This window comes from Janthinobacterium svalbardense (assembly GCF_002327145.1).
Classification (GTDB): domain Bacteria; phylum Pseudomonadota; class Gammaproteobacteria; order Burkholderiales; family Burkholderiaceae_D; genus Janthinobacterium; species Janthinobacterium tructae.
The window spans coordinates 269,941-294,263 of sequence record NZ_CP023422.1 but is presented as its reverse complement, the minus strand read 5'-3'; the positions used below and the strand labels follow the sequence as shown (position 1 = coordinate 294,263).

Below are 24,323 nucleotides of genomic sequence, written 5' to 3'. Positions count from 1 at the left end.
CGTTATTGCATTTTCTAAAAGGTACCGACATGACTGAAGCGCTACTCACTCCCACCATGCCCACAGTGACCGTGGAAGCGTTGCGTGCGCGATGCTCGACCTGCAGCATGCATCAATTGTGCCTGCCGATGGGCCTCGATGTGGGCGACATGGACAGGCTGGACCAGATCATCGGCCGCCGCCGCAAGATCGTGCGCGGTGCCTCGCTGTTCCGCATCGGCGACTCGTTCCAGAATCTGTACGCGATCCGCCTGGGGCACTTCAAGACGTACCAGATCAATCCGGGCGGTGAAGAGCAGGTGACGGGTTTCCAGATGGCTGGCGAACTGCTGGGCATGGACGCCATCAGCGCCGACCGCCACCACTGTAATGCGGTGGCGCTGGAAGACAGCGAAGTGTGTGAAATTCCGTTTTCCAGCCTGGAACAGTTGCTGGGCAATATGCCGACCCTGCTGCGCCATTTCCATCGCATGATGAGCCAGGAAATCACACGCGAGCAAAGCGTCATGCTGTTGCTGGGCAATATGCAGGCGACCCAGCGTTTTGCCGCCTTTATCGTCAACCTGGCCTCGCGCTATGAAGCGCGCGGCTATTCGGCCAGCAAATTTCAGCTGCGCATGTCGCGCGAGGAAATCGGCAATTACCTGGGGCTGACCATCGAAAGCGTCAGCCGTTTATTGTCGAAATTCAAGAAGGAAGGCTGGCTGCGCGTCTCCAACCGCGAGATCGAGATCTTGCAGCCAGCAAAATTGAAGGCCATTACAGCCGGCACGGACGTCTGTAAATAACAGCACCGTCAAAACCTACTGCGCGTCGCGCTTTGCGGCCTGCGATGCTCGCTGTGCTCTAGCACAGCTGCGCTTCTTAGCCACAAATCACTGCCGCTCGCTACGGTTTTTTCCCGGCGCTGTACGTTATAGCTCTTCATCCGCATGCAGCGCGATGCTGCGCTGCAGGGGCCAGGTCCAGATGCCGGACAGGCGCCACTCGCGTTTGTCGTTTTCCACCAGTACTTGCCAGCGGCTGCGCTCGAGCATCGGCAGCGCCACGGAGAAATTGCCGGCCGCATCGGGCTGCACCAGCAGCTTGATATCTTTTTCCGGCAAGGTCGCATGCGCCAGATGCAACTGCAGCGGACCCTGGTAAGCCTTGCCGAAGCTGTGCACGGAACCACTCAGGCGCGCTGCAGCAACGTCATACGACAGGCTGGTATCCATCGCCAGGTCGCTGGCGATCGTGTCGCGCCGCAAATCCTGGTTGATCGCCTTGCCCTGCTTGTAATAATCACCCACCACCAGGGCATCGGGCTGCGTAAACGCGATATACGCCATGCAGCTGCCGACGACCACGGACAGGCCGGGACCGATCATCAGCAGCCATGGCCAGCGATGCTTGTACCACGGGGCAACGGGGGCTTGCAGCTTGAGACTGTCGGACATTTTGTTCTCCTTGGGGTCAGACCCTTTGGGTCTGACCCCAGCTTTTGCTTCTGGGTTGAAAATAAAGTAAAGCTAACGCATGTTTGATGCTACCCCTACGGCGAAATACCGGGGTCGGACCCAGAGGGTCCGACCCCGAATCAACATCACCGCGGTACGATGAATACCGCGCTTTCACGCACATGCAGCGATGGGTCGTCCAGCGAGTGCAATTCGATCGCAATCTTGTTCGAGCCCTTTTCTCCCACGCCGTGCGGTACGCGCAGGCGGATCGGCCAGCCCAGCGTTTCCGTCGGCTGCAAGGTCACCTCTTCGCGCGTCAGCAAGGTCAGGCCCGGCAAGCCGGAAGCGCTGATTTTGAAATGCTGGGTTTGCTCCGAGGTGTTCATGATCTGCAAGCGGTAGACGTTTTCGATCATGCCGTCTTCCACTTCGCGTCCCATCGAACCGCGGTCGCGGATCACGTCCATTTTCAGGGGCGTGCGCAGCGCCAGCGAGGTACACACGGCGATGATGATCAGGGCCAGGATGGAAGTGTAGATCAGCACGCGCGGGCGCATGGCGCGCTGGCGGATCTGCTTCGAACTGAAGTTGTTTTCCATCGCATGGTCGGTACTGTAGCGTACCAGTCCCCGCGGCCGGTCGACCTTGTCCATCACGGTATTGCAGGCATCGACGCAGGCGGCGCAGCCGATGCATTCATACTGCAGGCCGTTGCGGATATCGATGCCGGTCGGACACACTTGCACGCACAGGGTGCAGTCGATGCAATCGCCCAGCTTGTCGTTGTTGCCAGCCTTCTTGCTGATGGCGCCACGCGGTTCGCCGCGCTTGGCATCGTAGGTGATGATCAGCGTGTCCTGGTCGAACATGGCGCTCTGGAAGCGCGCGTAGGGGCACATGTATTTGCACACCTGCTCGCGCAGCCAGCCCGCGTTGCCGTAGGTTGCCAGGCTGTAGAACAAGACCCAGAACCATTCCCAGGGACCGAAATTGAGGGTGGTCACCTCGCGCGCCAGTTCCTTGATCGGCGTGAAATAGCCGACAAAGGTAAAGCCCGTCCACAGGGCGATGGCGCCCCATGCCAGGTGCTTGGCCGTCTTCTTGAAGGCCTTGCGCACGGAGGGGCCCTGCTTGTCGAGGGCCATGCGCGCGCTGCGCGTGCCCTCGATGCGGCGTTCGACCCACAGGAAGATTTCCGTGTATACCGTTTGCGGGCAAGAGAACCCGCACCACACCCGCCCGGCGATGGCCGTGACGAGGAACAACAAATACGCACAGATGATCAGCAGGGCCGCCAGATAGATGAAATCCTGGGGCCACAGCACGACGCCGAAAATGTAGAACTTGCGCGTGGTCAAATCGAACAGCAGGGCTTGCCTGCCATTCCAGGTCAACCACGGCAAGCCGTAGAACGCCAGCTGGGTAAGCCATACGCATACCCATCGCCAGGTAGCGTAGCGTCCTTTGGCCTCGCGAGGGTAGATCTGCTCGCGGGCCGCATACATCTTGATGACTTGAGGTTCCATTACATCATTTCACGGGCGTCTGGGGATTCGACAGGCTCCAGACATAGGCCGACAGCACGTGGACCTTGGACTCGCCGAGGAAATCGCTGAAGGCCGGCATGGTGTTGCTGCGTCCCTTGCGGATGGTTTCCATGATGGTATCAGCACTGCCGCCGTACAGCCAGATCTTGTCCGTCAGGTTAGGCGAACCGAGCATTTGATTGCCCTTCGCATCGGCACCGTGACAGGCCATGCAGGCGCCGAACTTGGCTTTGCCCAGCACGGATTTGACGGGGTCCGAGGTGGAACCGGACAGGCTCAGCACATAATGGGCCACGTTCTCGACATCCTTTTCGGAGCCCAGGGCGGCGCCCATCGGTGGCATCTGCCCATTGCGGCCATGCAGGATGGTGGTCTTGATGATGTCGGGTTCACCGCCATACAGCCAGTCCTTGTCGGTCAGGTTGGGGAAGCCCTTGTTGCCGCGTGCATCCGAACCGTGACATTGCGCGCAGTAGGTCAGGAACAAACGCTGGCCGATGGCATGCGCCTGCGGATCGGCGGCCACCGTCTTCAAGTCCTGGCTCAGGTACTTGTTGAACAAAGGACCGTAGTCGGCTTCCGCCTTCTTCAGCTCTTCTTCGTACTGGCCCGTCGATTTCCAGCCCAGGCTGCCGGCATAGTTGCCCAGGCCAGGGTACAGGAACAGATACGCCAGGGCGAAGACGATGGTGATGTAGAACAACCACATCCACCAGCGCGGCATCGGCGTATTGAGCTCCTTCAAGTCCTCGTCCCAGACGTGGCCCGTGGTGCCGTCGGCAGGCGCGCCTTCGACCACTTTGATTTTCGACTGCGAGTACAGCAGCACGCCGCAGCCGATGATGCCCAGCAGGGACAGCACGATGATGTAGATATTCCAGAAGCCATTGGTAAAGTCAGCCATGGTTGCGCTCCCCTTGTGCCGGTGCGGCCTCGGCCGCGTAGTCGAGCGCCTCGTCGTCGAACGGCAGGCGCGCCGCCGCGTCGAAGTCGCTATTGCTGCGGCTGAACGTCCACCACAGGATGCCTACGAACGTCGTAAAGGAAACCACCGTCATGACGCTGCTGGCGCTGTCAAACAGGTTTTCGATTGCCATGCTAATTCCTTGTTTTGATTAATGTACCGAGGCCTTGCAGATAGGCGACCAGGGCGTCTTCTTCCGTCTTGTCCTGCAGCTGGGCCGGCGCGGCGGCGATTTCCGCATCGCTGTACGGATCGCCGAGGCGTTTCAGGGCGCGCATCTTCGGCATGATGTCGTCAGGCACCAGCTTGGTCTTCGCCAGCCATGGGTAGCCCGGCATGTTCGATTCGGGCACCACGTCGCGTGGGTTGTTCAAGTGCGTGCGGTGCCATTCATCGCTGTAGCGGGCGCCCACGCGGGCCAGGTCCGGCCCCGTGCGCTTGGAACCCCACTGGAACGGACGGTCATACACGAACTCGCCAGCGACCGAATAGTGGCCATAGCGTTCCGTTTCCGCGCGCAGCGGACGCACCATCTGCGAGTGGCAGTTGTAGCAGCCTTCGCGCACGTAAATGTCGCGGCCAGCCAGGCGCAGCGGCGAATACGGCTTCAGGCCGGCGACCGGCTCCGTCGTGCTCTTCTGGAAGAACAGGGGGACGATCTCGACGGCGCCGCCGATACTGATCACTACCGTGACCAGGGCGATCAGCAGCCAGGGGTTTCTCTCAATCCATGCATGTGAAAATTTCATTTGCTTTCGCTCCTATCAGGCGTGCGCCGCGTTCAGTTCCGGAATGCGGGCGACGGGGAGTTTGCTGCCGCGCAAGGTCATCCAGGTGTTGTAGCCCATGATGCACATACCCGACAGGTACAGCAGGCCACCGGCCACGCGCACCACGTAGTACGGATACGTGGCTTTCACGCTCTCGACAAAGGTGTAGGTCAGGGTGCCGTCCGGATTGACCGCGCGCCACATCAGGCCCTGCATCACGCCGGCGATCCACATTGCGGCGATGTACAGCACGATGCCGATGGTGGCCACCCAGAAGTGCACGTCGACCAAACGCGTGCTGTGCATCTGCGTGCGGCCCGCCAGGCGTGGCAGCAGATAGTAGATCGAACCCATAGTGATGAAGCCCACCCAGCCCAGGGCGCCCGCGTGTACGTGGGCAACGGTCCAGTCGGTGTAGTGCGACAGCGAGTTGATGGTCTTGATCGACATCATCGGACCTTCGAAGGTGGCGATGCCGTAAAACGACAGCGAGACGATCATGAATTTCAGGATCGGATCGGTGCGCAGCTTGTGCCAGGCGCCCGACAGGGTCATGATGCCGTTGATCATGCCGCCCCAGCTTGGTGCCAGCAGAACCAGCGAGAAAACCATACCGATCGATTGCGTCCAGTCAGGCAAGGCCGTGTAGTGCAGGTGATGCGGGCCGGCCCACATGTAGGTAAAGATCAGCGCCCAGAAGTGGACGATGGACAGGCGGTACGAGTACACGGGGCGCTCGGCCTGTTTCGGGATGAAGTAGTAAACCATGCCCAGATAGCCGGCGGTGAGGATGAAACCCACCGCGTTATGGCCGTACCACCACTGGATCATCGCGTCCTGCACGCCGCTGTAGGCGGAGTAGGATTTGGTGGCCGAAGCGGGGCTGACGGCGCCATTGACCACGTGCAAGATCGTCACGGCCAGGATGTAGGCGCCGAAGAACCAGTTGGCCACGTAGATATGCTTGACCTTGCGCTTGATCAGGGTGCCGAAGAACACGATGGCGTAGGCGATCCAGACGACGGCGATGAGGATGGTGATGGGCCATTCCAGCTCGGCGTATTCCTTGCCGCGCGTCATGCCCATCGGCAGGGTGACCACCGCTGCCAGAATCACTGCTTGCCAGCCCCAGAAGGTGAAGGCGGCCAGTTTGTCGGAAAACAGGCGCACCTGGCAGGTGCGTTGTACAACGTAGTACGAGGTGGCGAACAGGCCGCAGATGCCGAAGGCGAAAATGACCGCATTCGTGTGCAGCGGACGCAAGCGTCCGTATGTCAGCCAAGGTATGTCGAGGTTCAGGGCAGGCCAGGCCAACTGAGCGGCGATGATAACGCCAACCAGCATGCCGATGATGCCCCATACCACAGTAGCGACCGCGAATTGCTTCACGATCTTGTAGTTATAGTTCAGCGATTGATCCACAAAGACTCTCCCTGGAATTACTATTTATGATGGTGGCCAGAGAGTAAGTGTTTGACCGCGAAAAAACTTTGATGTGGATCAAAATTCCCCGGATGAAATAAGCGTAGCTAACTGACATCGAAATAAATTGTGATTTGGGTAAAAGAAGGTTCATCGCACTTTGCCGGGGAAGGCGTCCTTGATTTTCAGGAAGAAATATGCCGAGTCGCGAAATCCATAGGCCATGCGCTTGATGACTTTAATGCGATTATTGACGCCTTCCAGGATGGAGGAATTCATCGGATAGATGGCCGAAGCGATGATGCCTCGGACGTATTTTCGCAGCCGCTTGGCGAACTGGATGACGGGCGCAATCTCGCTATCGCGCGCCAATTTCATCCAACGCTTCCAACGCCGGGCACCCTCACGAACGGACGGCGCATACCAGATTTCCTTGAGCTCAGTCTTGAGTAAGTAGACCGTGGCCAAAGGGACATTCGCGGCGAGCAGTTCTTCAAGTTTGACGGCATGATCATCGTCCAGATTGTCACGATTGCGCAGCAACAGCCATCGGCTACGCTTGATGATCTGGCGTCCTTTGGGATCAGCGCGCAATGCATTGGCTTGATCGACGCGCACCCGATCAACGACGTCGCGGCCAAAACGCGCCACCACATGAAACAGATCGTAGACGACTTCGGCGTTGGGACAATGCTCACGTACTTCGAGATCCATCGCCGTGTTCATGTCCATCGCCACCGCCTCAATCCGGGCGCAGCCTTCCGTGCCCAGGAGTTCAAAAAAGGGGCGGATCGCGGCCCTGCTATTGCCTTCGCCGACCCACAATACACGCATGCGCTGGGCGTCCATGACAACCGTGGCATAGCGATGTCCCTTGTGCAGGGCGAATTCATCCATGACAAGGCGACGTACTTCCGGCGCGGAAAACTCGCCATGCAAGTGCTCAAGGCGGCGCAGATCGATCGCCTTGATCGTATGCCAATGCAGACCAGTGAGTTTGGCGACATGCGCGATGGGCAGCATTTGCACCAGGGATTCCACCCAGATGCGCACGCGGTGCGTCATGCGTGAACGGCGGTCAAGCCACGTAATATGTTCGGCAACCCGGGCGCCGCAATGATGGCAGTCGAGACGGCGCACTGCAACCTTGATCCAGACACGCCGATCCAGAATATCGCGGTCACGTACCTGCCGCCATCGCCGCTCATGAACCAACGCGCACGCTTGGCGGCAGGCGCCGCATAGCGCCTCAGCTTCGGGCGCGGCATCGAGCGTAATTAACAGCGAACCTTCGTCCAACTCGGTGATGGAATCGACAACATGCCCTTCCCAAAATGGAAGAGAAGACATAGCATTGAGCATGGCGGTAAAGTGGTTAGGTAAATTGTTCGTTTGGCGACAACTAATTTACCAACTCAAACCCTTTACCGCCACCCCCTCCGCAAACCGTCAAGCCCATCTTCCCCCACTAAACGCGAAGAACCTAAAAAAAGCCATGCAAGATCCCTGCAAGCGCTGGCTTGACATGGCGTAAAACGTGCGTGGAGGCAATGACTTAGAGTGGCTAGTCCAGACACCCCCAAGGCCCGCCATGGAAGACCCCGCACGCCGCGATTCGTTTGATGCCCAGGTGGACCTGGTCGTCGGCAAGGCCGAGGGCACGACCCTGTTCGATCACGGCAAGCTCGCTTGCCTGGTGCAGGCGCCGTCGCCGGGCATCGTCATCTTCGTGCATGGCGTCAATTCCGACGGCGAATGGTACCGCGCGGCCGAAGCCGGCCTGTGCGCCGGCCTGAACGCGCGCATGAAGCGCTGCGACGAGCATATGGCGCATGCCACGGCGCAGGGCGGGCAACTCACGCCGCTACATTACCGGAGCGAACTGAGCGATGACGGCTATGTCGATCCCGACTATACGGCCAGCACCTTCATCGGGCCGCAAGCGCATTTCTCGCCCGTGATCCAGTTCCGCTGGGGCTACAAGGCCAGCGACAAGGAGTTGCAGGCGTATGGCGATTCGGTCTACCTGAACGAACACGCTTACTGGGGCGGCGGCCCGTTCGCCAATGGCTGCTCCTCGCTGCCGGACCTGTGGGGCGAGGGCTTGTCGGACGCCCTCTTCCTGTTCATCCATATCGAGCATCTCAATCCCGTCAACGACCGCATCGTGTATGCCTGCCCACCGCGCCCCTACTTCGTGCTGGCCGCGCTACGCCTGGCGCACCTGGTGGCGGCCATCCGCAGGCAGCAGGCCGACGTGCCCATCACCCTGGTGTGTCACAGCCAGGGCAATATGGTGGGCATGGCGGCCGCGTTTCTGGGCAATAAGATGGCCGAGGTGCAGGATGCGGCAGGCAAAAGCGGCCGTTGCGTGGCCGATACTTATGTCTTGTGCAACCCTCCGTACAGCCTGTTGCGCAGAAACGATACGGAAGGCTGGCTGCAGGGGCAAGTCAGGGATGTCGATGGCAATGTAGGCCGGCAAAGCGGCGAGGCGCGCCGCAAGACCCTGGCGGCATTTTTCGACATCGTGCGCGGCCAGGCCAAGGAGCCGCCCATGTCTGCCGCCTTGGCGTGCATGGCCGCCAACGTGCGCCATGATTTCACGCTGGACAAGGACCGGGCCGCCTATGCCTGCGGCCCGCAGCCGACGACGCGCGGCCGCGTCACCCTGTATTGCAATCCGCACGACCAGGTGATTTCCGCCACGCCCATCCAGGGCATCGGCTGGTTGGGTCTCAGCGCCGAACAGATCAAGGCCACGCGCGGCGACGGTGTGTTTACCCAGCGGGTGTTTGCGCAAGGCTTTCCCGTTGGCCAGCACGGCGATTATGACTATTGGAGCAATCACTATCGCCAGCCCGCGCGGGGCAGTGCCGATTTCTGGCATCCTCATTCGCCGATCTCCAGATACGATCCAGACAAGGGCGTGCGCGCCAGCACCAGCGCGGCCGGCAAGGCGGCGAGCGTGCGCACGGCCGCCGCCATGTCGGCCCTCATGAAGATGCTGAAGACCCCCATCAATGCCGTGCCGCCCGATGACTGGCGTATCCCCGTGACGGCGCCCGCCTTGCCGGAAGTGTTTACACCGCAGTCCATGCGCTTTGGCCACCCCAGCCCTCAATTCGACCAGGATATCGAGCCGCCCGGCACGCACCGCCATGCTGGCAAGGCGCGCCAGGCAGGCGAACCGTATGCCGATACAAGCGTGGGCGGCACGCCGCAGGGCGACCGCGATACCGAGGCGGCATTGCGCTACGAAGACCATGCCCGCCTGCGCATGAAGGCCCGCCGCGAGAAGCTGGACGGCAATGACGGCAAGGCGATGATGGAAGACGACCTGTCCACCGCCACGCCGGAATATTTGGAATGGCGCAAGCAGGAAATCCAGGGGCAACTGGTAGCCACCTGCGACACGCATGCCACCGACCACTCCACCATCCTGACCAATCCCCGGCACGCGGAAAAGGCGCTGGCGTATGACGTGGCGATTGGGGTGGGTCATATCGGCGAGGAGGCGATGCGGGAATTGAGAGTGATTGCGGATTGGCGATTGTTGAAGGAGTTGGAAAAAAAGGGTAATTCAAACAGAATTTTTCTTGAATATTTCAGGCTTGGTTTGTTTGAAAAAAAGCCGTTATTGGAGTGGGTTCAAAGTGATGGCAGCACAGGGCGCATGCCTTCTGAAATTGTGGATGAGCGCATGTACAAGCGCCCGGAGACCTCCTGATGCGTAACTTGATTGCTACCTTACCGCGCCGGCTGGGTTGGAGCATATTTGTTTTCAGTCTTGCGTTTGGTATTGCACTCTGGTCGGTATTGCATGCCCCGCCAGTCGACGTTCCTCTTGAAGAAGGATTGCTGATGAAACGACTACTATTGATGCCAGCCCTGCTGGCGCTTGCCGTGCTTTTTCTGACCTCGGCCTGCGCCAACAAGGCGCCGGTAGCCATACCGATTGCGGCATTCGAGTCCGCCGCGCCACAGCAACCCTACATGGCACAGGTCGTGGGCGTGCAGTGGCTCAATCCCCTGCAGCGGCGCGACTATCCGACCGAGTGGCAACTGCTGTGGACACTGGGGCTGGCCAAGCCGAACAAGGACGATAGCAAAGTAAAGGAAAATCCTGTGCGTTTTGGCAAGGTGCAATCGATCGGCATGATCGCTTCCGGCAACAAGGGCCGGGAAACCTTCAGTGGATATCATGAAAAGTATGTGGAGGAATTGATTTATCTTTTCCGGGATATCTATTTTTCCAACGCAGAATATTTTTACAACGCCCATTCGCTGACCGATAAATCCACGCGCCGTGAACTGGCTGGTATTCATGTGGAATATGCCTTGCCGGCTGGACGCCTTGATCCAGACGAGGCGGGAAAGTATATCGTTGAAACGATTACCGATGCCTTCAGCATCGGCAACCCCTCCTTCCCCGATTCCTGGACCACGGCCACGCCGCCCGACGTGCGCGTGACCCTGGGCGGCGCCAATGCGGGTTTTACGTCACTGGCGGCGGGGCTGGCTTATCTGCAGGCCAACCCCGACAAGACGGTGTGGGTGATGAACTGGGATGCGCCCAGTTATCCGCCCAAGGATGAGCAGATCAATGAAAACATGGTCTTGCTGGTGCTGGCCGGTCCCGGCTACAAGACTGACCGCGCGCCGTTGGCCTGGCTGGGTTTTCCCGCCACGCGCAAGGTCGCCGATTTCACCGCCGACAAGGGCGCTTCCCCGCGCACCGTGCAGGCGTGGAGCGGCGCCATCGACGCTGCCGCCCGCAATGCGCAACTGAACGATGACGCCATCGGCTACGTCATCCACGATGCCGGCAGCACCTATCCGGTCTCGTCAGAACGGCTCGGCCCGCTGGCGCAAAGCCTGACGCAGCAATTGCCCGACTTCGATTTCAACCGGCAGACCTTCAACATGCCGGCGCTGCTGGGCGAGACGGGCGCGGGCACGGCGCTGACCAACGTGGCGCTGGCCATCGCTTATGCCAACCACGTGGGCCGGCCCGTGCTGGTGGCGGGCAGCAGCGATAGCGAAAGTGTGACAGCGCTGGTGGTGGCGCCGCCGGCCGTGGTGCGGCCCGTCGACCACGAGCAGCCGTGGTTCCGCGCGCGCGGCGGCAACACCGTGTTTTTACCGTGGTGGGGCCGGCGCTTCGATGCGCGGCCGGGGTCGCAAGGCTATTCGCGTTGAGTGGCCGGAGGGGGGGCCGCTTCCGGCGGCGTATCGTCGTCCTGCAGCACGCGCAGGCCCGGTCCGACGAGGTCGTCGAACTGGCCGCTGTCCGAGGCCGTGAAATACACCCACAGGGCGATGAAGACGACCACGACGCTTAAGGGGATGAGGAGGTAGAGTGCTTCCATGTTCAGGCTTTCCGCAGGCGCAGGGCGTTGGCGATGACGACCGCCGAGCTGGCAGCCATGCCGACGCCGGACAGCCAGGGGTTGAGGTAACCCAGCGCGGCGGCCGGGATGGCCGTCAGATTGTACAGGGTGGCCCAGCCCAGGTTTTCGCGGATGATGCGCATGCAGCGCGCCGCCGTTTGCGCCGTGTCGAGCACGGACACCAATTGGCTCGACAGCAGCACCGTGTCCGCATGCGCCTGCGCCAGCGCGGCGCCGGAACCCATAGCGAACGAGACGTCGGCCGCGCTCAGCACGGCGGCGTCGTTGATGCCGTCGCCGACCATCGCCACGACGGCACCCGTCGCTTGCAATTGCTGCACGAAATCGAGCTTTTCATCGGGCAGGCATTCGCCGCACGCCGTGTTGATACCCAGTTCCATCGCCACGCTTTGCGTCAGCGCTTCCTGGTCGCCACTCAGCAGCACGACTTGCTTGCCGCGCCGCTGGAAATACGCGACCACTTCGCGCGCCTCGGGGCGCAGCGCATCGCTGAGCAGGAAACGCGTGAGCCAGCACCCCTGCGTGCCCAGATACAGCGGTGTCATGCCTTGCATGCCGACGGCCGTGTCGCCCAGCGGCGGCCCGGCGATGGCGGCGACAAAGGCCGCATTGCCCAGGCGGTAGCGTACGCCATTGATCACGCCTTCGAGTCCCTGGCCCTGCACTTCCTGCAATTGTTCCGCATGCGCGCGCGGCTGCTGTCCTGGCAACACTTCGGCGGCTGCCAGGATCGCCTGTGCCAGCGGATGGGCGCTGCCCGCTTCCAGCGCGGCGGCCACCTGCAGGCAGGCGTCCTCCGTCATGCTGCCGAGTCCCTCGATCTGTTGCAGCACGGGCCGGCCCAGGGTCAGGGTGCCCGTCTTGTCGAAGACGATATGGGTGGCGCGGTGCAAGGTTTCCAGCACATGCGGCTGGACGATCAGCACGCCGCGCCGCAGCAGGCTGTCGGTGGCGGCCGCCAGCGCCGTCGGCGTGGCGAGAGAAAGCGCACACGGGCACGACACGACAAGCACGGCAATCGCCACGGGCCAGGCCCGCGACGCATCGTGCCAGCTCCAGAAGGCGAACACGGCGATGGCAAACAGCAGCAGGCCCAGCACGAACCAGGCAGCCACTTTATCGGCCCACTGCGCGATCTGCGGCTTGCCGCTGCCGGCCCGCTCGATGAGTTTCAATAAATCGGACAAGGTGCTTTCACGCGCCGGTTTCAAGACGCGCAGGATCAATGCCGCGCTGGCATTGATGGCTCCGCCCGGCACCTGTTCGCCCGTCTTGCGCCGCTGCGCCGCACTCTCGCCCGTCAGCAGGGATAAATCGAGCGCGCTCGTGCCTTCGATGATGACGCTGTCGGCGGCGATCGCCTCGCCCGGTTTGACTAAAATGATGTCGCCCACGTCCAGCGTACCGGCCGGCACCAGGGTGGTGGCGCGGTTGTCGGGAAAGCCCGCCATCAGCGAGGCCGAGGCGGGCAAGGCGTGCTGCAAGCGCTCCAGCGCCGAGGCCGCCTTGCGGCGCGCCTGCAGCTCGTAATAGCGGCTGCACAGCAGCAGGAAGATGAACATCGTGGCCGAGTCGTAATACACCTCGCCGCGGCCCGTAAAGGTCGCCACCACGCTGCCAAAGAAGGCCGCCAGGATGCCCAGCGCCACGGGCACGTCCATGCCCAGTGTGCGTGCGCGCAGGCTGGCCCAGGCGCCCTGGAAAAACGGCATGGCCGAATAGCAGATGGCCGGTAAGGTGAGCAGCAGGCTGGCCCAGCGCATCAGGCTGGCCATACTGTCGTCCAGTGTGCCGTCTTCGGCGGCCAGGTAGGCGGGCGCCACGTACATCATCACCTGCATCATCGACAGGCCCGCCACGAATAGCTGGCGGCCCAGGGTCTTGCTGGCTTTTTGCAGGCGCTCGCCATGGCGCACGGCGTCATACGGATAGGCCGTATAGCCGACTTGCCGCACGGCTTGCAGGATGTCGCCCGGTTCACATTCGGCGCGGCTCCAGCGCACGTACAGGCGCTCCGTGGCAACGTTCAGGCTGGCCGCCTGCACGCCGGGCAGGCGCGTTAATTGACGTTCGATCAGCCAGACGCAGGCGGCGCAGCGGATGCCTTCGACGGACAAGGTCGCTTCGCAGCTGCTGGCGTCGCGCGCGAATTGCGCGTCGTCATTGCTGTACAAACGCAGCTCGGGCGGCATCAGGGTGGCATCAAACGCGTTGACGGCGTATTCGTCGCGGTCGCGGTAGTACGCGCTCTGGCCGATGTCGACGATGGTTTGCGCCACCGCTTCGCAGCCGGGGCAGCACATGGCGCGCGGCAGTTCGTCGATGGTGACGTGCCAGTTCGAGCCGCTTGGCACGGGCAAGCCGCAATGGAAGCAGGCGGACGGTTGTAAAACAGCATTCATAGGTGTGTTTTCATGCATCTTTTCATGGATGGCCAGTGACGCACAGGGCGTCGAGCCAGCCCAGCGACACGCCATTCGCGGCACGCAGCAGGCCCAGCAAGCCAAAGCCCAGCACCAGCAAGCCGCTGGCGATGCGCACGGGACGGCGCTGCATCTGCGCGCGCAGGCGCGTGCCCAGCAAGCCCATGCCCAGCAGCATGGGCAGGGTGCCCAGGCCGAAGGCGGCCATGGCAGCCGCGCCGTCGAGGGCCGAACCTTGCAGCATGGCCGTCAGCAGGGCGCTGTAGACCATGCCGCATGGCACCCAGCCCCACAGGCCGCCCACGGCCAGCGCCTTGAATGCAGTGTCCATTGGCATCAACGGTTTCAACAGGGGCCGCACGCGGCGCCAGACGACGTTGCCGGCCGCTTCCAGGTGGGCCAGGCCGCGCCAGGCATCCATCAGGTACAGGCCCAGGGCGACGAGCATCAGGTTGGCCAGCCAGTAGCCGGCCACTTGCAGTGACGCCATGTGCAGCATGCCCGCGCCCGCCAGGCTGCCGGCCAGGGCGCCAGCCAGCATGTAGCTGCCGATGCGCCCGCCGTTGTAGGCCAGCACGCGCAGGACGTTTGCCTGTAGCGCCGGGTGTGCCACGGCGATGGCAATCACGGGACGCGTGGGCGCCGCCGGAGCACCGCCGCTGATCGACAGGGCGCCCACGATGCCGCCGCACATGCCGATGCAGTGCACGCTGCCGGCCAGGCCGACCATGAACATGGGCACGAGGCTGAGGGCGTTCATCGGGCGGCGTTACACCGTTTTCGAGTAGCGCAGCGGCTGCACCGCGTCCGGCGCCGCGTTGGCGCGGGCCTGCGTCAGGTAGCGGTCGAAGACCATGCAGATATTGCGGATCAGCAAGCGCCCTTTCGGCGTCACCGTCAGCCAGTCTTCCTCGATGACGAGCAAGCCGTCACGCGCCAGTTCGCGCAGCTTTTCCAGCTCGGCAGCGAAATAGCTGCGGAACTTCACGGGGTGGGCTTGCTCGATGGTGGCGATCGACAATTCGAAATTGCACATCAGCATCTGGATGATGATACGGCGCAATAAATCATCCGTATCGAGCTTGATGCCGCGCGCGATCGGCAGCACGCCTTCGTCGAGCTTTTCGTAGTAGGCGTCCAGCGTCTTTTCATTCTGGCTGTAGACGGCGCCGACGGAACTGATGGCCGACACGCCGCAGGCGATCAGATCGGCTTCCGCGCGCGTCGAATAACCCTGGAAGTTGCGGTGCAAACGGCCCTGGCGCTGCGCCACGGCCAAGTCGTCCGTCGGCTTGGCGAAATGGTCCATGCCGATGTACACATAGCCGGCAGCCGTCAGGCGCGCGATGCACAGGCCCAGCATGGCCAGCTTGGTGGCGCTGTCGGGCATGTCGGCGTCGAGGATGCGCCGCTGCGGCTTGAACAGGTGCGGCATGTGCGCGTAGTGGTACAGGGCGATGCGGTCGGGGCTGGCGTTGATCACCTTGCGCAGGGTTTCCGTCATCGTCTCCAGGTTTTGCTTGGGCAAACCGTAGATCAGGTCGATGCTGATCGAGCGGAAACCGGCGTCGCGCGCGGCCTGCATGATGGCGACCGTTTCCGCTTCCGGCTGGATGCGGTTGACGGCTTTTTGCACGTCGGCGTCGAAATCCTGCACGCCCAGACTGATGCGGTTAAAGCCTTGCGCGCGCAGCGAAAACACGCGTTCGCGCGACACGGTGCGCGGGTCGATTTCGATCGAATACTCGCCGTCTTCGTCGGATGCGAACTCGAAATGCTGGCGCAAATGCAGCATCAGCTCATCCATCTGCTTTTCGCTCAGGTAGGTCGGCGTGCCGCCGCCGAAATGCAGCTGTTCGATCTGGTTCATGCCGGCAAACAGCTTGCCCTGCATGGCGATTTCCTGTTTCAGATAGCTGAGATAGGTGGCGGCCTTGCTGCGGTCTTTGGTGATGATCTTGTTGCAGGCGCAGTAGTAGCACAGGGTGTCGCAGAACGGCACGTGCACGTACAGCGATAGCGGACGGCGGCCACCGCGCATGCGCAGCGCGGCCAGCGCTTCGAGGAAGTTGCCGTAGCCGAAGTCGGCACTGAAACGGTCGGCGGTCGGATAGGACGTGTAGCGGGGGCCGGACTGGCTCATCTTGCCGATGATGACCGGGTCGAATTCGACGACGGCGTCCAGGTCGGCGGAAGCACTGCTGAGTAGTGTAGGCATGATGTGTGTAAGGTCTTGAAAGGTGTTAAGCGGCCAGGCGTTTCAGAGCGGCGGGTTTACCCGTGTTCGCGGCGCCTCCCTTGGCGCCAGGCATGGCGACGCGGCGCGGTGGCGGCATCTTGCCGAAATTGAACAGGCTCACGGCTTGCGACAGGCTGGCCGCTTCTTCCGCCAGGCGCGTGGCGGCCGCGGCGGCTTCTTCCACCAGGGCCGCGTTCTGCTGCGTCACCTGGTCCATGTGGGCGATGGCCTGGTTGACCTGGTCGACGCCGATGCTCTGTTCGCGCGAGGCGATGGAAATTTCCTGCATGATGGCCGTGACTTGCTTGACGGAACTGACCACCTGTTCCATGGTGGCGCCGGCGCGGTTCACCTGCAGCATGCCGGCGCCCACCTTGCCGACGGAAATTTCAATCAGTTGCTTGATGTCCTTGGCCGCCACGGACGAGCGCTGCGCCAGGTTGCGCACTTCACCCGCCACCACGGCGAAGCCGCGGCCCTGTTCGCCGGCGCGGGCCGCTTCCACAGCCGCGTTCAGGGCCAGGATATTCGTCTGGAAGGCGATGCCTTCGATCAGGCCGATGATGTCGACAATTTTCTTCGACGAGGTGTTGATCTCGTCCATGGTGGTGATCACTTCGGAAACGATCTCGCCACCCTGCACCGCCACTTTCGAGGCGGCCACGGCCAGCTCGTTCGCCTGCACCGAGTTGTCCGCGTTCTGTTTCACCGTCGACGAGAATTCCTCGATGCTCGAGGCCGTCTCTTCCAGGCTGGCCGCCTGCGATTCCGTGCGGCCCGAGAGGTCCATATTGCCAGCGGCGATTTGCTTGGTGGCCACGGCCATGGTTTCCACGTTGATACGCACGTCGCGGATGGTGGCGATCAGGTTGCTGTTCATCTGTTGCAGCGCGCGCAGCAATTGCCCCATTTCATCCGTGCTGTCCGTTTCGAAACTGCCCGACAGGTCGCCGGCGGCAATCGCCCGCGCGCCGTTCAGGGCCTTGCCCAGCGGCTTGAGCACGGACATGCGCAAGGTGTACCAGAGGAAAACGTTGATCAGGAAGCCGAACAGGGTGGCGCCGAAGATGGCGTAATTGGTGATCTTGCCGCCGCTGGCGAACAGGCTGATGACGCACACCAGCAGTTGCACACAGTTGACGATGGAGGTGGCGGCCCAGATGCGCAAGTTGAGCGACATGTGCGTCAGGTTGTGCAGCAGGTGCGCCAGGCCCGGGCGGACGATTTGCCCGTTCTTGATGACAATGTTGCCGCCTTCTTTGTTGCGGATGGCCGCGTAGGCTTCCTCGGTCGCCTTGACCTGATCCTTGTCGGCCTTCACGCGCACCGACATGTAGCCGATGGTCTTGCCCGCTTCGCGAATGGGCGTGACATTGGCGCGCACCCAGTAAAAGTCGCCGTTCTTGCAACGGTTCTTGACCAGGCCCGTCCACGGCGTGCCGGCCTGGATCGAGGTCCACATGTCGGCAAACGCTTCGGCCGGCATGTCCGGGTGGCGCACGATATTTTGCGGCGAACCGATCAGCTCAGCCTCGCTGAAGCCGCTGACCTGGCTGAAGTACGGGTTCACATACACGATATTGCCGTTCATATCCGTTTTCGACACGATGGCCTGATCGTCCAAGACGAGAACTTCACGGTTAGTCACTGGCAAATTTTGGCGCATGGTCGCGGCTTCCTGATTAGTTAAAGAGCTAATTGGTGAGTAAGACTTGCACGATTGCAAGAATGGAGATCAGTGTAAGGAGTCGCCTGCGCAAATTTATTGATGTAGATCAAAATCCTCCAGATTGGTCGTGCTTGCACGCATTTAGGGATAGCAATGCGGCATTGTTTTAAAGCTACTGGTTGCCGGTGGTAGCTAATCCACGCCCGCCGTCAGGGGCCGCAAGCCGCCCACGGCGTAGCCTTGCGCGTAGTCGACGCCCAGTTCGCGGATGATGGCCAGAGTTTCCGCGTTTTCCACGTATTCGGCCACCGTTTTCAAGCCCATGACGTGGCCTACTTCATTGATGGCCTTGACCATGGCGCGGTTGATGGCATTGGTGGCGATGCCGCGCACGAAGATGCCGTCGATCTTTAAATAGTCGACGGGCAGGGCCCGCAGGTAGCCGAACGAGGAAAAGCCGCTGCCGAAGTCGTCGAGCGAGAAGCGGCAACCCACGGCCTTGAGCTGGCGCATGAAAACTTGCGCTTTTGGCAAATTGGCGATGACGGCCGTTTCCGTGATTTCAAAGCAGATTTGTTCGGGCGCAATCGCGTACTGCACGAACTGCGCCGTGATGTAGTCTTGCAGGCCGGGGTCGGCCAGCGACATGCCCGACAGGTTGACGGAATACAGGGCCGGTGCCCGGCGCCGGCTTTCCGCCAGCGCGGCCAAAGGCGGCAGGCTGTCGCGCACGCTCTGGATATGCTGGCAGACGGCGCGGATGACCCAGCGGTCGATGGACCGCATCATGTCGTAGCGTTCGGCGGCGGGAATGAAGGCGCTGGGCAGGATCAGGTCGCCCTTGCCGTTGCGGATGCGGATCAGCACTTCATCATGTTGTTCCGGGCTGTCGCGCAGGTGCACGATGGGCATGGCGTACAGGCGGAAGTAGTCGTGTGTAAACGCTTCGTTCAGGCGTGAAATCCACAGCATTTCGCCATGCCGCTGCGCCAGCATGACGTCCGACTCCTGGTAGACATGGATGCGGTTGCGGCCCTGCTCCTTGGCCAGGTAGCAAGCCTGGTCGGCGGCGCTCAGCAGCTCGCTCATGGACTTGCTGTCCTGGTTGATTTCCGCGATGCCGATGCTCACGCCCAGTTCGAAGCTGTGTTCGTCCCAGGCGAAGGCGAATTCGCGCACGGACTGGCGCAGCTGTTCGCCGATCAGGCGCGCATGCTCGAGCGGACAGTGGGGCAGCAGCACGCCCAGTTCGTCGCCACCGAGGCGCGCCAGGATGTCGCTGTCGCGCATCTGTCCCTGCAGCATCTTGGCCAGCAGCTGCAGCAGCACGTCGCCGGCGCCATGGCCGCAGGTGTCGTTGATGATCTTGAACTGGTCCAGGTCGAGGTACAGCAGCGCATGCGCGTGGCCGCTTTCTTTGGCCGTATGCAGTGCACCCGCCACCAGGTGTTCGAATTCGCGCCGGTTGATCAGGCCCGTCAGGGCATCGTGCGTGGCTTGCCACGACAATTGCTGGCTCAGCTTGCGTTCGTGGCTGACGTCGCGAAACACGACGACGGCGCCGAGGATCTCACCGTCGCGCGACCAGATGGGCGCGGCGGACTCTTCAATGGCGATGCGCCGGCCTTCGCGCGTGATCAGCTGCGAACGGGGGGAAATACCGATGGCCTGGCGCTGTTGCAGGCAGCGCTTGGCCACGTGCTCGCGTGCTTCGCCTGTGCGTTCATCGGCCAGCGGCAAGGTCAGTCCGATGTCCAGGCCCTGTGCCATGTCGTTGCTCCAGCCCGTCAATTGCTCGGCCACGCGGTTCAGGTAGCGCGTCTTGCCATGCGGATCGGTGGTGATGACGCCGTCGCCGATGGAGCTGAGCGTCACTTCGGCCAGTTCCTTGCGCTCGGCGATCATCAGCTCGAGCAATATGTGCTCGGTGACATCCCAGATGATGCCCAGGGTGCGTTCGGGATGCCCGCCGCCATCCATGAAGACCTGCGCCTGGGCCGCCAGCCAGTGTTCGCTGCCATCGGGCCAGATGACCCGGTATTGCAGCGCGTAGCCGCCGCGTCGGCGCACGCCGTCTTGCAGCACTTTGATCACCTTGTCGCGGTCATCGGCATGCACGCAGTCGAGGAAAGCGGGGAAGGAATGGGTCAGGGCGCGTTCCTCCAGGCCCAGCAAAGCCGCCCCCCTGGCCGACCAGATGACTGTGCCGTCGATAACCTGGCCAGCGACGATGCGCGAATCCCAGATCGCCATGTGCGCTGCTTCCAGCGCCATCTGTAAACGTTTCTGCTGGTCGCCCATCATCCTCTCCCGACATGGATACAGAATAGATGCGCCGCTGCTGATTAAGTTCCCGGCGCCTCGGCAGAGGTAGCGGGTGCGGCGCGCGCCACATCGCGCACATTCTTTTGCACGGCCACGGCGGCAAACAAGCTGAGCAGGAATGCCATGGCATAAAAGCCCTTTTCGCTGTTTTGCAGGGTGGCATTCCACAGGCCGACGGTGAGCAACAGCAAGGCCAGCAACACGGAAATCCAGCACAGGCCGAAATACATGCCCGTCACGGCGACGCCTTCGCTACGGTCGCGCACGGATTTTTGCAGCGAGATGGCGGCGAACAGGCCATACATCAGGAGCGTGAAGTAATAGCCCTTCTCGTTGAGGGGCATCGTGGCGTTCCACAGGCCGGACAAATAGGTGATGGCGCCGATCAGCAGTGCCGCCCAGGAGGCACCGATGAAGGCGTTGCTGGGGCGTTGGATGGGGGAAGGCTGCATAGGGTCTCCATGGGCAGGCAGGCGCCGCCGGCATGGCCGGGGCGGCAGGCACGGATGCGCCTGCCGCTCCATCAGACCAGAAAGTTTATTTGTTTGGCTTGATCATGCGCAACAAAGCTGACACGGCCGTGACGCCGGCCAGCACCAGGCCACCGGCGATGACGCCGGCCACCGCGTTGATCAGGCTGGGGATGACGGCAGCCAGCACGGGGCCAACGAGAGCCATGCCACCGACGGCTTCTTCCGCGTGGTGCAGCATGGCGCTGGCCCACGGCCAGCCGTGCGTCAAAATGCCGCCGCCCACCATGAACATGGCCAGCGTGCCCACCACGGACAGGAATTTCATCAGTTTCGGCGCCGCCGACACGAGCATGCGGCCACATGCGCGCACGCCGTTCATCAGCGCGCCCGCTCCCTTGCGCGCGGCCAGATAAAAGCCCGCGTCATCGAGTTTGACGATGCCGGCCACCAGGCCATACACGCCCACCGTCATGATGATGGCGATGCCGACGACGACGGCCACCTGCTCGGCGAAGGTGGCCGCAGCCACCGTGCCCAGGGCGATGACGATGATTTCCGCCGACAAAATGAAGTCAGTGCGGATGGCGCCCTTGATCTTGTCCTTTTCTAGCGCCACCAGGTCGACCTGCGGGTCGCGCAGCGCCTGTGCCAGCTCGGCCTTGTGGCTGTCATCCGGATGCAGATACTTGTGGGCAATCTTTTCGAAACCCTCGAAGCACAGGTAGGCGCCGCCCACCATCAAGAGCGGCGTGATGGCCCAGGGTGCAAACGCGCTGATGGCCAGCGCGGCGGGCACGAGGATGGCCTTGTTCTTCAGTGAGCCGACGGCGACGGCCCACACGACGGGCAGTTCGCGCTCGGCGCGCACGCCGGCCACCTGCTGCGCGTTCAGTGCCAGGTCGTCACCGAGCACGCCGGCCGTCTTCTTGGCGGCCACTTTGGTCATCAGGGAAACGTCGTCGAGGATGCTGGCGATGTCGTCGAGCAGGGCCAGCAGGCTGGAGCCGGCCATCTCAGCGTGCTCCCACGGTGGTGGCAGGCAATTCTGGAGCGAGGAAAGTGTTGTTTTTCATGATGTTATTCTTGGTTGTACGGCAAGGGGTGACGTGGGTAAGTCATCCTTGCAATCTTACCTCAGGGACGGCCGGCAGGGCCGCACGGGCCGGGTTAAAATTGCTCCTCGTTAGCATTTTTGGATACCGCATGCATTTCGCCACCTGGATCACCTTTGTCATCGCCGCTTCCATCATCGCCGTCTCGCCCGGCTCGGGCGCCGTGCTGTCGATGTCGCACGGCCTGTCCTACGGGGTGAAAAAGGCCAGCGCCACCATCCTCGGCCTGCAGCTGGGGCTGCTGGTGGTGCTGGGCATCGCCGGCGCTGGCGTGGGCTCTTTGCTGCTGGCCTCGGAAGTGGCGTTCAATATCGTCAAGACGGTGGGCGCCTTGTATCTGATCTACCTGGGCCTGTTGCAATGGCGCGCCAGGGTGGCGGTGACGGGCGAGCTGCATGCCGACGCGGTGGTGCCGTCCATGGGCCGGCGCGTGCTGACGGGCTTTCTGACCAACGTGACGAATCCGAAAGGCATCATTTTCATGGTGGCGGTGTTGCCGCAATTCATCAGTCCCACTGCGCCGCTGCTGCCGCAATTGCTGATCCTGGCCGTCACCATGTGCACGATCGATCAGATCGTCATGCACAGCTACGCTTTCCTGGCATCGTCGATGCAACGCTTTTTCCGCGATGCCAAGGCCGTGAAGAAGCAGAACCGCTTCTTTGGCGGCTTGCTGATGGCCGTCGGCACGGCATTGTTCTTCGTCAAGCGGGGTAGCCAGGCGGCGTCCTGAGTCCGGTCAACATGCAAACATTTGTAAGCCCGCTTGCGATGCCCGCACTATGCGGATGTAATCGATAGCAATCATCCTTGTACGTCTTGCCTGGAGCGCTGCCATGCGTCCTATCCTGTCTCTCCCCCTCTTGAATACGGTGTGCGCCATGCTGCTGTCGTCGGCGTGCACCTTCGCCCTGGCGCAGGACCCGCCTGTCCGCGTGGGGCGCATTTCCACCGTCGAAGGGCAAGTGCTGGTGCGCGCTGGCAATGGCGAGGCGCAAAATGCCCTGCTGAACTGGCCCGTCACGACGGATAACCGGCTCAGCACCATGCGCGGCGCGCTGGCGGAATTGCGCGTGGGCGCAGCCGCCGTGCGCCTCGATGGCGATTCCGAGCTGGAAGTGAGCGAGCTCGATGACGACAGTTTCAAATTGCACCTCAGCTATGGCACGGTCAGCGTGCGCGTGCGCAATCCCGACGCGCTGCGCGGCTTCGAACTGACCACTGCCCAGGCCCGCGTGATCCTGACCCAGCCGGGCTGGGTGCGCATCGAGGCGGGGCGCCAGCCCGGCACCAGCATCGTCAGCGTGCTCGACGGTGCGGCCGACGTGGATGGGGCGACGGGCAGCGTGACCTTGCGTGCCGGCAAGCGCGCGGAATTGACGGACGAGGAATTGCGCACGGGTGCCTTGCAGAGGATCGCCTTCGATAACTGGCCCGAAGCCTTGCCCGCCGCCGTGCCGGCCTTGCGCTATGTCACGGACGATACCACCGGTTATGAAGAGCTGGACCGCTACGGCGCCTGGCAGGACGATGCGCAATACGGCCCCCTGTGGCTGCCCAGCGCGGTGCCTGCCGGCTGGGCGCCGTACAGCGACGGGCGCTGGACGTGGATCGCGCCATGGGGCTGGACCTGGGTCGACAATGCACCGTGGGGCTATGCGCCCTCGCATTACGGCCGCTGGGTGCTGCTGGGCCAACGCTGGGGCTGGGCGCCGGGGCGCGAGCGCGGCCGCGTGCCGTGGGCACCGGCCCTGGTGGGCTGGGTCGGTGGCAATCACGGGACAAACCATGACCAGCGCCCCGGCGTGGGCTGGTTCCCCCTGTCGCCGCATGAGCGCTACGTGCCCGGCTACCGCGCCAGCGCAGACTATGAACGCCGTATCAACCGCGTGGCCGAGGGGCGCCGCTCCGTGGCGGGTGAGCGCGAACGGCGCGAAGGCATGACGATGCTGCCCGGCGAGCGTTTTGGCGGATCGCGCACGGTTGATGTGCCGCGCCGCAACCGCACCAGCATGCCACCGCCCGTGATGCAAAGCTTCCCCTTGAGCACGGCGCCTGCGCCGGCGGGCAACTGGCAGCGTCCCGTTGATGCACCGCGCGGCGACAACGGTGTCCGGCGCGACTGGGTCAACCGTCCCAGCCGCCTGCAGACGGACGATGGCCAGACGCACTTGGCGCCGCGCCCAGTGCAGCCGAACCGGCCGCCCGTGCCGGCCCAGCCGCAACAGCCGCCGATGCCGGCCCAGCCCCTGATGCCGGCGGTGCCAGCCTTGCCGCCCGTGCAAGACCAGATGGGCCGCCCCGGGTGGCGTGGCGAAGAACGGCCGCGTGCCGAGCGGCCGCAGCCGCGTCCCGTCAGCGAACGCAGCGGGCCGCCACGTGAACGCAGTAATGACAGAGGCAATGAGCGCGGCAATCCCGGCCGCAATGGCCGGATACAGGAAGCGGAGCGTTGACGGCCGCACCGCCTGTCGCGCCGTAGCGACGTTCAGGCCGAGAAAGTGGCAGTTCGTCACATGCAGG

General features: G+C 62.5%; 20 protein-coding genes. 5 read left to right on the top strand and 15 right to left on the bottom strand.

Features of this window, described 5'->3' with window-relative positions; all coding sequences use genetic code 11:
* The first annotated feature begins 29 nt into the window (after positions 1-29).
* Positions 30-788: a fumarate/nitrate reduction transcriptional regulator Fnr gene (gene fnr / locus CNX70_RS01230; RefSeq protein WP_071080086.1), complete on the top strand. Its 759-nt coding sequence runs from the start codon at positions 30-32 to the stop codon at positions 786-788.
* A gap of 126 nt (positions 789-914) precedes the next feature.
* Here the strand turns inward: fnr and CNX70_RS01225 are convergent, their stop codons facing one another.
* The 7 genes from CNX70_RS01225 to CNX70_RS01195 form a co-directional block, all read right to left on the bottom strand.
* Complete coding sequence (locus CNX70_RS01225; protein WP_096232815.1) at positions 915-1,439, bottom strand: FixH family protein; 525 nt, start codon at positions 1,437-1,439, stop codon at positions 915-917.
* Positions 1,440-1,585: 146 nt separating this feature from the next.
* Entirely contained in the window at positions 1,586-2,968 is a 1,383-nt protein-coding gene (gene ccoG / locus CNX70_RS01220; protein WP_096232813.1) for a cytochrome c oxidase accessory protein CcoG, read from the bottom strand.
* A gap of 4 nt (positions 2,969-2,972) precedes the next feature.
* Positions 2,973-3,893 carry a cytochrome-c oxidase, cbb3-type subunit III gene (gene ccoP, locus CNX70_RS01215; RefSeq protein ID WP_096232811.1) on the bottom strand — a complete coding sequence of 307 codons (921 nt, stop codon included), beginning with the start codon at positions 3,891-3,893 and terminating at the stop codon, positions 2,973-2,975.
* Positions 3,886-4,086, bottom strand: coding sequence for a cbb3-type cytochrome oxidase subunit 3 (locus CNX70_RS01210; protein ID WP_096232809.1), 201 nt, complete (start codon positions 4,084-4,086; stop codon positions 3,886-3,888). The genes ccoP and CNX70_RS01210 overlap by 8 nt, the downstream gene beginning before the upstream one ends.
* Position 4,087: 1 nt before the next feature.
* Positions 4,088-4,702: a cytochrome-c oxidase, cbb3-type subunit II gene (ccoO, locus tag CNX70_RS01205; RefSeq protein WP_096232806.1), complete on the bottom strand. Its 615-nt coding sequence runs from the start codon at positions 4,700-4,702 to the stop codon at positions 4,088-4,090.
* Positions 4,703-4,717: 15 nt separating this feature from the next.
* Complete coding sequence (gene ccoN / locus CNX70_RS01200; RefSeq protein ID WP_096232804.1) at positions 4,718-6,145, bottom strand: cytochrome-c oxidase, cbb3-type subunit I; 1,428 nt, start codon at positions 6,143-6,145, stop codon at positions 4,718-4,720.
* Between the two features lie 150 nt (positions 6,146-6,295).
* Entirely contained in the window at positions 6,296-7,507 is a 1,212-nt protein-coding gene (locus CNX70_RS01195; RefSeq protein ID WP_096232802.1) for an ISL3 family transposase, read from the bottom strand.
* 229 nt (positions 7,508-7,736) lie between these two features.
* On the opposite strand from CNX70_RS01195, the gene CNX70_RS01190 reads away from it, so the two are divergent.
* The gene (locus tag CNX70_RS01190; RefSeq protein ID WP_157750870.1) at positions 7,737-9,875 is read left to right on the top strand and encodes a T6SS effector phospholipase Tle3 domain-containing protein; all 2,139 of its coding nucleotides are present in this window, start codon (positions 7,737-7,739) and stop codon (positions 9,873-9,875) included.
* Entirely contained in the window at positions 9,875-11,347 is a 1,473-nt protein-coding gene (locus tag CNX70_RS01185; protein WP_208624479.1) for a virulence factor, read from the top strand. The genes CNX70_RS01190 and CNX70_RS01185 overlap by 1 nt, the downstream gene beginning before the upstream one ends.
* Here the strand turns inward: CNX70_RS01185 and ccoS are convergent.
* The 8 genes from ccoS to CNX70_RS01145 all read right to left on the bottom strand — a co-directional run bounded on the left by ccoS (position 11,335) and on the right by CNX70_RS01145 (position 21,700).
* Positions 11,335-11,517, bottom strand: a complete 183-nt coding sequence (ccoS, locus tag CNX70_RS01180; protein WP_096232800.1) for a cbb3-type cytochrome oxidase assembly protein CcoS — start codon at positions 11,515-11,517, stop codon at positions 11,335-11,337. The two genes, CNX70_RS01185 and ccoS, sit on opposite strands and share 13 nt — an antisense overlap.
* 2 nt (positions 11,518-11,519) lie before the next feature.
* Positions 11,520-13,961: a heavy metal translocating P-type ATPase gene (locus CNX70_RS01175; protein WP_096232798.1), complete on the bottom strand. Its 2,442-nt coding sequence runs from the start codon at positions 13,959-13,961 to the stop codon at positions 11,520-11,522.
* A 22-nt stretch (positions 13,962-13,983) separates the two neighbouring features.
* Positions 13,984-14,742, bottom strand: coding sequence for a sulfite exporter TauE/SafE family protein (locus tag CNX70_RS01170; RefSeq protein ID WP_096232796.1), 759 nt, complete (start codon positions 14,740-14,742; stop codon positions 13,984-13,986).
* Positions 14,743-14,751: 9 nt separating this feature from the next.
* On the bottom strand, positions 14,752-16,200 hold the full coding sequence (hemN, locus tag CNX70_RS01165) for an oxygen-independent coproporphyrinogen III oxidase (protein ID WP_071080096.1): 1,449 nt from the start codon (positions 16,198-16,200) through the stop codon (positions 14,752-14,754).
* A 25-nt stretch (positions 16,201-16,225) separates the two neighbouring features.
* Complete coding sequence (locus CNX70_RS01160) at positions 16,226-17,887, bottom strand: methyl-accepting chemotaxis protein (RefSeq protein WP_096232794.1); 1,662 nt, start codon at positions 17,885-17,887, stop codon at positions 16,226-16,228.
* Between the two features lie 195 nt (positions 17,888-18,082).
* Positions 18,083-20,143 carry an EAL domain-containing protein gene (locus tag CNX70_RS01155; protein WP_244198998.1) on the bottom strand — a complete coding sequence of 687 codons (2,061 nt, stop codon included), beginning with the start codon at positions 20,141-20,143 and terminating at the stop codon, positions 18,083-18,085.
* A 92-nt stretch (positions 20,144-20,235) separates the two neighbouring features.
* Complete coding sequence (gene yiaA / locus CNX70_RS01150; protein WP_096232790.1) at positions 20,236-20,667, bottom strand: inner membrane protein YiaA; 432 nt, start codon at positions 20,665-20,667, stop codon at positions 20,236-20,238.
* Between the two features lie 85 nt (positions 20,668-20,752).
* Entirely contained in the window at positions 20,753-21,700 is a 948-nt protein-coding gene (locus tag CNX70_RS01145; RefSeq protein WP_096232788.1) for a DUF808 domain-containing protein, read from the bottom strand.
* 191 nt (positions 21,701-21,891) lie between these two features.
* Here CNX70_RS01145 and CNX70_RS01140 point away from each other — a divergent pair, with 191 nt between their 5' ends.
* On the top strand, positions 21,892-22,533 hold the full coding sequence (locus tag CNX70_RS01140; protein ID WP_096232786.1) for a LysE family transporter: 642 nt from the start codon (positions 21,892-21,894) through the stop codon (positions 22,531-22,533).
* 103 nt (positions 22,534-22,636) lie between these two features.
* A complete protein-coding gene (locus CNX70_RS01135; protein ID WP_157750869.1) occupies positions 22,637-24,256 on the top strand; it encodes a DUF6600 domain-containing protein in 1,620 nt (539 codons plus the stop codon).
* The last annotated feature ends 67 nt before the right edge of the window (positions 24,257-24,323 follow it).